The organism is Escherichia sp. KCJ4928 (assembly GCF_004352695.1).
Lineage (GTDB): Bacteria > Pseudomonadota > Gammaproteobacteria > Enterobacterales > Enterobacteriaceae > ECMA0423.
This window is the reverse complement of the sequence record NZ_SJWV01000145.1, coordinates 1-10,510: the sequence shown is the minus strand read 5'-3', so window position 1 is coordinate 10,510 and position 10,510 is coordinate 1. Positions and strand designations below refer to the sequence as shown.

Annotated in this window: 17 protein-coding genes and 1 pseudogene; 16 read left to right on the top strand and 2 right to left on the bottom strand. The window is 46.9% G+C overall.

The annotated features are described in order from the left end of the window. Positions 1 to 285 (bottom strand): annotated as a pseudogene (locus E0D98_RS27545) (hypothetical protein); the annotation flags it as partial. A 99-nt stretch (positions 286 to 384) separates the two neighbouring features. Continuing rightward, complete coding sequence (locus E0D98_RS17725) at positions 385 to 1,080, bottom strand: LexA family transcriptional regulator (protein WP_096855865.1); 696 nt, start codon at positions 1,078 to 1,080, stop codon at positions 385 to 387. A 74-nt stretch (positions 1,081 to 1,154) separates the two neighbouring features. Here E0D98_RS17725 and E0D98_RS17720 point away from each other — a divergent pair, with 74 nt between their 5' ends. The 16 genes from E0D98_RS17720 to E0D98_RS17625 all read left to right on the top strand — a co-directional run. Next, complete coding sequence (locus E0D98_RS17720) at positions 1,155 to 1,370, top strand: helix-turn-helix transcriptional regulator (protein WP_000067727.1); 216 nt, start codon at positions 1,155 to 1,157, stop codon at positions 1,368 to 1,370. A 141-nt stretch (positions 1,371 to 1,511) separates the two neighbouring features. After that, positions 1,512 to 1,808 carry a CII family transcriptional regulator gene (locus E0D98_RS17715; protein WP_000442609.1) on the top strand — a complete coding sequence of 99 codons (297 nt, stop codon included), beginning with the start codon at positions 1,512 to 1,514 and terminating at the stop codon, positions 1,806 to 1,808. Positions 1,809 to 1,840: 32 nt separating this feature from the next. Continuing rightward, complete coding sequence (locus E0D98_RS17710) at positions 1,841 to 2,740, top strand: replication protein (RefSeq protein WP_001580590.1); 900 nt, start codon at positions 1,841 to 1,843, stop codon at positions 2,738 to 2,740. Then, entirely contained in the window at positions 2,737 to 3,438 is a 702-nt protein-coding gene (locus E0D98_RS17705) for a replication protein P (RefSeq protein ID WP_000788869.1), read from the top strand. Before E0D98_RS17710 ends, E0D98_RS17705 begins: the two co-directional genes overlap by 4 nt. Then, on the top strand, positions 3,435 to 3,725 hold the full coding sequence (locus E0D98_RS17700; RefSeq protein ID WP_000145931.1) for a protein ren: 291 nt from the start codon (positions 3,435 to 3,437) through the stop codon (positions 3,723 to 3,725). Before E0D98_RS17705 ends, E0D98_RS17700 begins: the two co-directional genes overlap by 4 nt. 73 nt (positions 3,726 to 3,798) lie before the next feature. Next, positions 3,799 to 4,239, top strand: a complete 441-nt coding sequence (locus E0D98_RS17695) for a recombination protein NinB (protein ID WP_000736903.1) — start codon at positions 3,799 to 3,801, stop codon at positions 4,237 to 4,239. Beyond that, the gene (locus E0D98_RS17690) at positions 4,236 to 4,763 is read left to right on the top strand and encodes a phage N-6-adenine-methyltransferase (RefSeq protein ID WP_000153270.1); all 528 of its coding nucleotides are present in this window, start codon (positions 4,236 to 4,238) and stop codon (positions 4,761 to 4,763) included. Before E0D98_RS17695 ends, E0D98_RS17690 begins: the two co-directional genes overlap by 4 nt. After that, positions 4,760 to 4,942 carry a NinE family protein gene (locus E0D98_RS17685; protein ID WP_001254210.1) on the top strand — a complete coding sequence of 61 codons (183 nt, stop codon included), beginning with the start codon at positions 4,760 to 4,762 and terminating at the stop codon, positions 4,940 to 4,942. The genes E0D98_RS17690 and E0D98_RS17685 overlap by 4 nt, the downstream gene beginning before the upstream one ends. 274 nt (positions 4,943 to 5,216) lie before the next feature. Further along, positions 5,217 to 5,921 carry a phage antirepressor Ant gene (locus E0D98_RS17675; protein ID WP_000211413.1) on the top strand — a complete coding sequence of 235 codons (705 nt, stop codon included), beginning with the start codon at positions 5,217 to 5,219 and terminating at the stop codon, positions 5,919 to 5,921. Positions 5,922 to 5,995: 74 nt separating this feature from the next. After that, positions 5,996 to 6,718, top strand: a complete 723-nt coding sequence (locus E0D98_RS17670; protein ID WP_047086624.1) for a DNA-binding protein — start codon at positions 5,996 to 5,998, stop codon at positions 6,716 to 6,718. Beyond that, positions 6,718 to 7,323 carry a recombination protein NinG gene (locus E0D98_RS17665; protein WP_047086626.1) on the top strand — a complete coding sequence of 202 codons (606 nt, stop codon included), beginning with the start codon at positions 6,718 to 6,720 and terminating at the stop codon, positions 7,321 to 7,323. The genes E0D98_RS17670 and E0D98_RS17665 overlap by 1 nt, the downstream gene beginning before the upstream one ends. Continuing rightward, on the top strand, positions 7,320 to 7,514 hold the full coding sequence (locus E0D98_RS17660) for a phage NinH family protein (RefSeq protein ID WP_000144767.1): 195 nt from the start codon (positions 7,320 to 7,322) through the stop codon (positions 7,512 to 7,514). The genes E0D98_RS17665 and E0D98_RS17660 overlap by 4 nt, the downstream gene beginning before the upstream one ends. Then, the gene (locus tag E0D98_RS17655) at positions 7,507 to 7,941 is read left to right on the top strand and encodes an antiterminator Q family protein (protein WP_047086627.1); all 435 of its coding nucleotides are present in this window, start codon (positions 7,507 to 7,509) and stop codon (positions 7,939 to 7,941) included. Before E0D98_RS17660 ends, E0D98_RS17655 begins: the two co-directional genes overlap by 8 nt. 506 nt (positions 7,942 to 8,447) lie before the next feature. After that, positions 8,448 to 9,395 carry a Shiga toxin Stx1a subunit A gene (gene stxA1a / locus E0D98_RS17640; protein WP_000691354.1) on the top strand — a complete coding sequence of 316 codons (948 nt, stop codon included), beginning with the start codon at positions 8,448 to 8,450 and terminating at the stop codon, positions 9,393 to 9,395. Positions 9,396 to 9,404: 9 nt separating this feature from the next. Beyond that, on the top strand, positions 9,405 to 9,674 hold the full coding sequence (stxB1a, locus tag E0D98_RS17635) for a Shiga toxin Stx1a subunit B (RefSeq protein ID WP_000752026.1): 270 nt from the start codon (positions 9,405 to 9,407) through the stop codon (positions 9,672 to 9,674). Between the two features lie 504 nt (positions 9,675 to 10,178). After that, the coding region (locus E0D98_RS17625; protein WP_131890795.1) for a DUF1737 domain-containing protein at positions 10,179 to 10,510 on the top strand (332 nt) is incomplete at its 3' end.

Here is a 10,510-nt window from a genome sequence, read left to right as displayed (position 1 = left end):
ATCTACATCCTGCAAATCGTTATGGTCTCCATCTTTTGGAGTTACCGGGACCAAAGCTTTGGGCTCATAGAGTGTTATCCCAGCAAAGATTTGGTCATCGTTAACTATTAGACTTTTTATCCTTGCCCGAGTGTCGTTAGAGTACTCAAAGTCATAGTTTTGTTTGAAATTTTCGCATGTCTTCAAGACATCTACAAATGAGTATCCGTCATTACAATCTACTTCAAATAGCGAAGTTTGTACTTTTTTGGGGAAATCTTTATTTTTTTCTTCCGAAAAATTCATTGGCAATCCTTATTTTTTAATAAATGATTTTCAGTAAATTAATCAGTAAGTTGTTTAGCATAGGGTATGTGCGCTTTTGATAAATTACATGCAGTCACATCACCCAAACGTCTCTTCAGGCCACTGACTAGCGATAACTTTCCCCACAACGGAACAACTCTCATTGCATGGGATCATTGGGTATTGTGGGTTTAGTGGCTGTAGAAACATCTGACCGCTATCCCTGATCAGTTTCTTGAAGGTAAACTCATCACCACCAAGTCTGGCTATACAGAAATCGCCTGGCTCAACAGCCTGCTCAGGGTCAACCAGAATTAACATCCCGTCAGGAAAGCTGGGCTTGGAACCTGTTGGTGCGGTCATTGAGTTACCTTCAACCTCAAGCCAGAATGCAGAGTCACTGGCTTTTTTGGTTGTGCTTACCAATCTCTCCGCATCGCCTTTGGTAAAGGTTCTGAGTTCTGGAGAGAACATCCCAGCCTGAACATGAGAAAAAACAGGGTACTCATATTGTTTTTTAACTGGGGCCGATGAGTATTCGCCAACAGGTGAAAATGTCCCGTCGTGGTTGAATGATATGTTATCAATACCAAGGTATTTAAACACCACACCAATATCACTAAGAGATGGATGACGAGATCCGCGCAACCAGTGTCCAATCCCACCCTGCGTCATACCTAGCTCTTCGGCTAACTTCTCTTGAGTTATGCCGAGCTCTTTCATTCTGGATCTAGCCAGTTCATACCATTTCATTTTCATGTCCTTATTATTACGCTTTGTACTGGAACCATCCATGCACAATGTGTATTTTTACTTGTATTCGTAAAGTACATATTGTATTTTTTATTCGTGTTTACTATGGAGGGCATATGAGCAACCTACGAAAATATCGAGAGTCACTGAATATCTCTCAAACAACACTTGCTAAGGCAGTTGGATGCACACAGGGAGCTATCGGACATTGGGAATCTGGTCGTCGCTTCCCAGACCTTAAAACATGCCGTGCTCTTGTTGCGTGCCTAAACAAGTTAGGCGCAAAAGTCAGTCTTGATGACGTGTTCCCGCCGGAACACAAAGCCGCTTAATAAGCGGATCCGCTCTTTGTAACAACGGACATTCGTCCTACGTCGCTGAAAAGCGAGTTCCAAGATATCTGACCAACTAAGGCCATATGCGTTTCCACGCATACCTTTCAACTAACTATTCACTATTGGAAATCTTAAGAAATGGAAAGAACAAGTTACAGCAAACTATCACAGCGTGACGTTGATCGCGCAGAAACAGATTTACTTATCAATCTGTCAGCTATTACCCAGCGCGGTCTGGCAAAGATGATTGGCTGTCATGAATCGAAGATAAGCAGAACGGATTGGAGATTTATTGCTTCGGTCTTGTGTGCTTTCGGAATGGCATCAGACATCAGTCCGATTAGCAGGGCTTTTAAGTATGCGCTTGATGGACTCACCAATAAAAAACGCCCGGCGGCAACCGAGCGTTCTGAACAAATCCAGATGGAGTTCTGAGGTCATTACTGGATCTATCAACAGGAGTCATTATGACAAATACAGCAAAAATACTCAACTTCGGCAGAGGTAACTTTGCCGGACAGGAGCGTAATGTGGCAGATCTCGATGATGGTTACGCCAGACTATCAAATATGCTGCTTGAGGCTTATTCGGGCGCAGATCTGACCAAGCGACAGTTTAAAGTGCTGCTTGCCATTCTGCGTAAAACCTATGGGTGGAATAAACCAATGGACAGAATCACCGATTCTCAACTTAGCGAGATTACAAAGTTACCTGTCAAACGGTGCAATGAAGCCAAGTTAGAACTCGTCAGAATGAATATTATCAAGCAGCAAGGCGGCATGTTTGGACCAAATAAAAACATCTCAGAATGGTGTATCCCTCAAAACGAGGGACAATCCCCTAAAACGAGGGATAAAACATCCCTCAAATTGGGGGATTGCTATCCCTCAAAACAGGGGGACACAAAAGACACTATTACAAAAGAAAAAAGAAAAGATTATTCGTCAGAGAATTCTGGCGAATCCTCTGACCAGCCAGAGAACGACCTTTCTGTGGTGAAACCGGATGCTGCAATTCAGAGCGGCAGCAAGTGGGGGACAGCAGAAGACCTGACCGCCGCAGAGTGGATGTTTGACATGGTGAAGACCATCGCGCCATCAGCCAGAAAACCGAATTTTGCTGGGTGGGCTAACGATATCCGCCTGATGCGTGAACGTGACGGACGTAACCATCGCGACATGTGTGTACTTTTCCGCTGGGCCTGCCAGGACAACTTCTGGTCCGGTAACGTGCTGAGTCCGGCCAAACTCCGCGACAAGTGGACCCAGCTCGAAATCAACCGTAACAAGCAACAGGCAGTCGTGACAGCCAGCAAACCAAAACTCGACCTGACAAACACAGACTGGATTTACGGGGTGGATCTATGAAAAACATCGCCGCACAGATGGTTAACTTTGACCGTGAGCAGATGCGTCGGATCGCCAACAACATGCCGGAACAGTACGACGAAAAGCCGCAGGTACAGCAGGTAGCGCAGATCATCAACGGTGTGTTCAGCCAGTTACTGGCAACTTTCCCGGCGAGCCTGGCTAACCGAGACCAGAACGAACTGAACGAAATCCGCCGCCAGTGGGTGCTGGCTTTCCGGGAAAACGGGATCACCACAATGGAACAGGTTAACGCAGGAATGCGCGTAGCCCGTCGGCAGAATCGACCATTTCTGCCATCACCCGGGCAGTTTGTTGCATGGTGCCGGGAAGAAGCATCCGTTATCGCCGGACTGCCAAACGTCAGCGAGCTGGTTGATATGGTTTACGAGTATTGCCGGAAGCGAGGCCTGTATCCGGATGCGGAGTCTTATCCGTGGAAATCAAACGCGCACTACTGGCTGGTTACCAACCTGTATCAGAACATGCGGGCCAATGCGCTTACTGATGCGGAATTACGGCGCAAGGCTGCCGATGAACTGACCTGTATGACAGCGCGAATTAACCGTGGTGAGACGATACCTGAACCAGTAAAACAACTTCCTGTTATGGGCGGTAGACCTCTAAATCGTGCACAGGCTCTGGCGAAGATCGCAGAAATTAAAGCTAAGTTCGGACTGAAAGGAGCAAGTGTATGACGGGCAAAGAGGCAATTATTCATTACCTGGGGACGCATAATAGCTTCTGTGCGCCGGACGTTGCCGCGCTAACAGGCGCAACAGTAACCAGCATAAATCAGGCCGCGGCTAAAATGGCACGGGCAGGTCTTCTGGTTATCGAAGGTAAGGTCTGGCGAACGGTGTATTACCGGTTTGCTACCAGGGAAGAACGGGAAGGAAAGATGAGCACGAACCTGATTTTTAAGGAGTGTCGCCAGAGTGCCGCGATGAAACGGGTATTGGCGGTATATGGAGTTAAAAGATGACCATCTACATTACTGAGCTAATAACAGGCCTGCTGGTAATCGCAGGCCTTTTTATTTGGGGGAGAGGGAAGTCATGAAAAAACTAACCTTTGAAATTCGATCTCCAGCACATCAGCAAAACGCTATTCACGCAGTACAGCAAATCCTTCCAGACCCAACCAAACCAATCGTAGTAACCATTCAGGAACGCAACCGCAGCTTAGACCAAAACAGGAAGCTATGGGCCTGCTTAGGTGACGTCTCTCGTCAGGTTGAATGGCATGGTCGCTGGCTGGATGCAGAAAGCTGGAAGTGTGTGTTTACCGCAGCATTAAAGCAGCAGGATGTTGTTCCTAACCTTGCCGGGAATGGCTTTGTGGTAATAGGCCAGTCAACCAGCAGGATGCGTGTAGGCGAATTTGCGGAGCTATTAGAGCTTATACAGGCATTCGGTACAGAGCGTGGCGTTAAGTGGTCAGACGAAGCGCGACTGGCTCTGGAGTGGAAAGCGCGATGGGGAGATCGGGCTGCATGACTATCAAATCAAATACGCCAGCACACGATAAGGACTGCTGGCAAACGCCGCTCTGGCTTTTTGATGCGCTGGATATTGAGTTTGGATTCTGGCTGGATTCAGCAGCGAGCGACAAAAATGCTCTGTGCGCTCACTGGCTAACTGAGGCCGACGACGCACTCAATTCTGAGTGGATAAGCCACGGTGCAATCTGGAATAACCCACCGTACAGCAATATCAGGCCGTGGGTGGAAAAAGCCGCTGAGCAGTGCATACAACAGCGACAGACGGTAGTTATGCTTGTGCCAGAGGATATGTCAGTCGGATGGTTCAGCAAGGCTCTGGAGAGTGTCGACGAAGTTCGCATTATCACTGATGGACGGATTAATTTTATCGAACCATCGACAGGGCTGGAGAAGAAGGGAAACAGCAAAGGTTCCATGCTGCTGATTTGGCGACCGTTCATCAGTCCTCGACGAATGTTTACTACTGTATCCAAAGCGGCATTGATGGCGATCGGGCAGGGCGTCAGGAGGGCGGCATGAGGCGACAGCAAAGAAGCATCACCGACATCATCTGCGAAAACTGCAAATACCTTCCAACGAAACGCTCCAGAAATAAACGCAAGCCAATCCCAAAAGAATCTGACGTAAAAACCTTCAATTACACGGCTCACCTGTGGGATATCCGGTGGCTAAGACATCGTGCGAGGAAAACAAGGTGATTGACGTGATGATTTATTCGGGGCTATATTCCTCACGCGCCAGCAAAATCTGGCGTCGGGATTGGCGTCCTGGATAGAGACCGCGACAGATACACGCCGCGAGCGTGTTTTTTATTGTCGTATGCACGCGCACATCTGAATTATGGTGGGCTGTGTGGGGGCGGAGAGATCCGCGCCGGTCGGTTTCCCGGTTACGCCAACCCTGCACAGTTCACCACCAGAAGATTGGCGTCGTCGGTGGTGAGTTATTAAGAAACCACTCGAGGGCGTCATTATGACAACTCAAATCTCTGTTGAAACTCTCTCCCCGATCACCCATAACCAGATTCCTGTTATTACCACCGAACTTTTGGCGCAGTTGTACGGTGCTGAAGTTAAGAACATTCAAAATAACTACGCCAGAAATGCTGAGCGCTTTATTGAAGGAAAGCATTTTTTCAAAGTGGCTGGCGATGCCCTGAAAAATTTGCGGGTAGCTTTAAACTACTCACAAAATTTGCAACCATCTTTAAGAGGGTTACAAATTTCCCCGAAAGCCCGCTCCCTCATCCTCTGGACAGAACGAGGCGCAGCCCGTCATGCAAAAATGCTCGAAACCGATCAGGCGTGGGAGGTGTTCGAAAAACTGGAAGACTGCTATTTCAGCCAGTGCAAGAAAAATACTGGCAAACAAGAGAAGAGCACCAACGAGCTTTCCGCAAAAGAAGCAAACAGCCTTGTATGGTTATGGGATTATGCTAACCGCTCACAGGCATTATTCCGCGAACTGTATCCGGCGCTAAAACAAATTCAATCGAACTATTCCGGCAGATGCTACGACTACGGTCATGAGTTTTCGTATGTTATCGGAATGGCGAGAGATGTTTTAATCAACCACACACGAGATGTTGATATTAATGAGCCAGACGGACCAACGAACCTTTCCGCATGGGTAAGGCTTAAGAACAAAGAGTTGCCGCCTTCACTGCATCGCTACTGACAATTGACAACTTAACAAACCCAGCTTCGGCTGGGTTTTTTATTACTGAATTTTCAATGTGAGAGGACATGACAATGAATGAGCTGATAAATAGCAGTATCATCAAAATGACAAGCATTGAAATCGCTGAGTTAGTGGGAAGTCGTCCAGATAACGTAAAAATATCAATAGAGCGCCTGGCTAAATCTGGAGTTATTCAACTTCCTGCATTGCAGGTTTTCGAAAAAATCAATAACTTAGGACTGCGCCGTAGTGTCGAGGCTTACGTCTTCGAAGGCGAACAAGGTAAGCGCGACAGCATTATTGTCGTTGCCCAGTTGTCGCCGGAATTCACCGCTCGTCTTGTTGACCGTTGGCGAGAACTCGAAGGGGCAACCGCAAAGATCCCACAAACCTTTTCTGAGGCATTGCGCCTTGCAGCTGACCTTGAAGACAAGAAGGCTGAACTGGAGAAACAGCTTGCTCTCGCAGCACCTAAAGTTGAGTTTGCCGATCGCGTTGGCGAGGCCAGCGGAATTTTGATTGGAAACTATGCAAAGGTTGTTGGTATTGGTCCAAACAAACTGTTTGCGTGGATGCGCGATCACAAAATCCTTATTGCTTCAGGTGCCCGGCGCAATGTGCCAATGCAGGAATATATGGATCGCGGCTATTTCACAGTGAAAGAAACAGCGGTCAATACAAATCACGGAATACAGATATCGTTCACCACAAAAATCACCGGGCGTGGTCAACAGTGGCTGACAAGAAAGCTGCTAGATAACGGAATGCTTAAAGTAACAGGGGAGGCTGCTTAATGGCTAAACCAGCGCGAAGGAAATGCAAAATCTGTAAGGAATGGTTTCACCCGGCATTCTCAAATCAGTGGTGGTGCAGCCCGGAACACGGAACTAAATTAGCGCTCGAACGACGAAATAAAGAACGCGAAAAGGCGGAAAAAACAGCAGAGAAGAAACGACGACGAGAGGAGCAGAAACAGAAAGATAAACTTAAGATTCGAAAACTCTCCTTAAAGCCCCGCAGTTACTGGATTAAACAAGCCCAACAAGCCGTAAACGCCTTCATCAGAGAAAGAGACCGCGACTTACCATGTATCTCATGCGGAACGATCACGTCTGCTCAGTGGGATGCCGGACATTACCGGACAACTGCTGCGGCACCTCAACTCCGATTTGATGAACGCAATATTCACAAGCAATGCGTGGTGTGCAACCAGCACAAAAGCGGAAATCTCGTTCCGTATCGCGTCGAACTGATTAACCGCATAGGGCAGGAAGCAGTAGACGAAATCGAATCAAACCATAGCCGCCATCGCTGGACTGTCGAAGAGTGCAAGGCGATCAAGGCAGAGTATCAACAGAAACTTAAAGACCTGCGAAACAGCAGAAGTGAGGCCGCATGACGTTCACCGTAAAAACCATTCCTGACATGCTTGTTGAGGCATATGGAAATCAGACCGAAGTGGCCCGAATACTGAACTGCAATCGTGCCACAGTCAGAAAATACATTGGCGATAAAGAAGGGAAAAGACACGCTATCGTCAACGGTGTTCTTATGGTTCACCGCGGATGGGGTAAAGATACTGATGCGTGATATCCGGCAGGTTCTTGAGCGCTGGGGGGCATGGGCGGCAAATAACCGTGAGGATGTTACATGGTCGCCCATTGCTGCCGGATTTAAGAGGCTGATCCCCGAAAAAGTAAAATCACGTCCACAGTGTTGTGACGATGACGCGATGATTATATGCGGGTGTATGGCTCGCCTTAACAGGAACAACAGCGATCTGCATGACTTGCTGGTTGATTATTACGTGTTGGGGGAGACGTTCATGGCGCTGGCACGGAAACATGGGTGCTCTGACACCTGTATAGGTAAACGCCTTCACAAAGCGGAGGGGATTGTTGAAGGCATGCTGATGATGCTGGGAGTGAGGCTTGAGATGGATCGGTATGTTGAGCGTGAATTGCCGGGAGGGAGAACCTCTGTATTTTATCAGCGAAAAAATAGTTTACGATCGTAAAAATCTGCATATCATGATAAGAGTGGTTACATTGCCACGCTGCTTAACCCGCCGATGCGCGGGTTTTTTTGTACCCAGAATCCTGTGAGCTATACGGAAAGTACACAGAAAGGAAGGTGCGACCACAATTAATAACAAAATCTTAAAAATCGCACATGGCACTATTAGTTTTCTAAATATTGTGTATTTTTTGTATTGCAGGATGACCCTGTAACGAAGTTTGCGTAACAGCATTTTGCTCTACGAGTTTGCCAGCCTCCCCCAGTGGCTGGCTTTTTTATGTCCGTAACATCCTGTGTATCAATAAATGTTGTTGTCTACGTACGTCAAGTAGTCGCATGAGATCTGACCAGATATGTTAAGGTTGCAGCTCTCTTTGAATATAATTATCATTTTCATTACGTTATTGTTACGTTTATCCGGTGCGCCGTAAAACGCCGTCCTTCAGGGGGTGGAGGATGTCAAGAATATAGTTATCGTATGGTGCTCAAGGAGTATTGTGTAATATGAAAATAATTATTTTTAGAGTGCTAACTTTTTTCTTTGTTATCTTTTCAGTTAATGTGGTTGCGAAGGAATTTACCTTAGACTTCTCGACTGCAAAGACGTATGTAGATTCGCTGAATGTCATTCGCTCTGCAATAGGTACTCCATTACAGACTATTTCATCAGGAGGTACGTCTTTACTGATGATTGATAGTGGCACAGGGGATAATTTGTTTGCAGTTGATGTCAGAGGGATAGATCCAGAGGAAGGGCGGTTTAATAATCTACGGCTTATTGTTGAACGAAATAATTTATATGTGACAGGATTTGTTAACAGGACAAATAATGTTTTTTATCGCTTTGCTGATTTTTCACATGTTACCTTTCCAGGTACAACAGCGGTTACATTGTCTGGTGACAGTAGCTATACCACGTTACAGCGTGTTGCAGGGATCAGTCGTACGGGGATGCAGATAAATCGCCATTCGTTGACTACTTCTTATCTGGATTTAATGTCGCATAGTGGAACCTCACTGACGCAGTCTGTGGCAAGAGCGATGTTACGGTTTGTTACTGTGACAGCTGAAGCTTTACGTTTTCGGCAAATACAGAGGGGATTTCGTACAACACTGGATGATCTCAGTGGGCGTTCTTATGTAATGACTGCTGAAGATGTTGATCTTACATTGAACTGGGGAAGGTTGAGTAGTGTCCTGCCTGACTATCATGGACAAGACTCTGTTCGTGTAGGAAGAATTTCTTTTGGAAGCATTAATGCAATTCTGGGAAGCGTGGCATTAATACTGAATTGTCATCATCATGCATCGCGAGTTGCCAGAATGGCATCTGATGAGTTTCCTTCTATGTGTCCGGCAGATGGAAGAGTCCGTGGGATTACGCACAATAAAATATTGTGGGATTCATCCACTCTGGGGGCAATTCTGATGCGCAGAACTATTAGCAGTTGAGGGGGTAAAATGAAAAAAACATTATTAATAGCTGCATCGCTTTCATTTTTTTCAGCAAGTGCGCTGGCGACGCCTGATTGTGTAACTGGAAAGGTGGAGTATACAAAATATAATGATGACGATACCTTTACAGTTAAAGTGGGTGATAAAGAATTATTTACCAACAGATGGAATCTTCAGTCTCTTCTTCTCAGTGCGCAAATTACGGGGATGACTGTAACCATTAAAACTAATGCCTGTCATAATGGAGGGGGATTCAGCGAAGTTATTTTTCGTTGACTCAGAATAGCTCAGTGAAAATAGCAGGTGGAGATTCATAAATGTTAAATACATCTCAATTCAGTCAGTTGTTGCCTGTCTGATAATAGATGTGTTAGAAAATTTCTGCATGGTGAATCCCCCTGTGCGGAGGGGCGACTGGTGAACGGTATGATCTCTTTGATGATCGTAAGCGAGAATACGCGGGTTTGGCGGCACCAGGCCGAACTCACCGGGAGGCACCCGGCACCATGCAGTATTCAGAGATTAGGCATATATCCAGGCTCCTCATCGCAGGAGCCTTTTTACATGCAAAAAAAAACCGCTCCTGGGAAGAGCGGCTGGCAAGAAGAAACAATATGAACAATTAATTAACGATGGGAATAATACCTTAGAGTAATCACCTTGCGCAACTGTAAGGGCATATTTCATCTTTGCGGGCTGTTTTTCTGTGTGGCTTCTGTGTTTCCGGAGGGCAGCCTGTACCTTTTCTGACTCAGAACATTATCCCGGCCGGGAGGATTCATGGCATTTAAACACTACGATGTGGTCAGGGCGGCATCGCCGTCAGACCTTGCTGAACGACTGACACAAAAACTGAAGGAGGGCTGGCAGCCATTTGGCAGTCCGGTGGCCATCACGCCTTATACCCTGATGCAGGCCATTGCGGCGGAAGGTGATGTCACCACACCAGTGGCGGTGACCGGTAATGAGGGTAAGGCGGTGGCTGTCAGTGCCACCAGCGACCCGGAGTATTACTTTGTTGTGGTTCTGGCAGGGCAGTCAAATGGCATGTCGTATGGTGAAGGTCTTCCGCTGCCGGAGACATATGACCGTCCGGACCCGCGTATTAAGCA

Bases quoted from the DNA above. Each gene is read 5' to 3' on its own strand.
- E0D98_RS17665 (WP_047086626.1), top strand. From the start codon at position 6,718: ATGGCTAAACCAGCGCGAAGGAAATGCAAAATCTGTAAGGAATGGTTT.
- E0D98_RS17675 (WP_000211413.1), top strand. From the start codon at position 5,217: ATGACAACTCAAATCTCTGTTGAAACTCTCTCCCCGATCACCCATAAC.
- E0D98_RS17655 (WP_047086627.1), top strand. From the start codon at position 7,507: ATGCGTGATATCCGGCAGGTTCTTGAGCGCTGGGGGGCATGGGCGGCA.
- E0D98_RS17720 (WP_000067727.1), top strand. From the start codon at position 1,155: ATGAGCAACCTACGAAAATATCGAGAGTCACTGAATATCTCTCAAACA.
- E0D98_RS17710 (WP_001580590.1), top strand. From the start codon at position 1,841: ATGACAAATACAGCAAAAATACTCAACTTCGGCAGAGGTAACTTTGCC.
- E0D98_RS17685 (WP_001254210.1), top strand. From the start codon at position 4,760: ATGAGGCGACAGCAAAGAAGCATCACCGACATCATCTGCGAAAACTGC.
- stxB1a (WP_000752026.1), top strand. From the start codon at position 9,405: ATGAAAAAAACATTATTAATAGCTGCATCGCTTTCATTTTTTTCAGCA.
- E0D98_RS17670 (WP_047086624.1), top strand. From the start codon at position 5,996: ATGAATGAGCTGATAAATAGCAGTATCATCAAAATGACAAGCATTGAA.
- E0D98_RS17700 (WP_000145931.1), top strand. From the start codon at position 3,435: ATGACGGGCAAAGAGGCAATTATTCATTACCTGGGGACGCATAATAGC.
- E0D98_RS17690 (WP_000153270.1), top strand. From the start codon at position 4,236: ATGACTATCAAATCAAATACGCCAGCACACGATAAGGACTGCTGGCAA.
- E0D98_RS17705 (WP_000788869.1), top strand. From the start codon at position 2,737: ATGAAAAACATCGCCGCACAGATGGTTAACTTTGACCGTGAGCAGATG.
- E0D98_RS17660 (WP_000144767.1), top strand. From the start codon at position 7,320: ATGACGTTCACCGTAAAAACCATTCCTGACATGCTTGTTGAGGCATAT.
- E0D98_RS17695 (WP_000736903.1), top strand. From the start codon at position 3,799: ATGAAAAAACTAACCTTTGAAATTCGATCTCCAGCACATCAGCAAAAC.
- stxA1a (WP_000691354.1), top strand. From the start codon at position 8,448: ATGAAAATAATTATTTTTAGAGTGCTAACTTTTTTCTTTGTTATCTTT.
- E0D98_RS17715 (WP_000442609.1), top strand. From the start codon at position 1,512: ATGGAAAGAACAAGTTACAGCAAACTATCACAGCGTGACGTTGATCGC.
- E0D98_RS17725 (WP_096855865.1), bottom strand. From the start codon at position 1,080: ATGGATGGTTCCAGTACAAAGCGTAATAATAAGGACATGAAAATGAAA.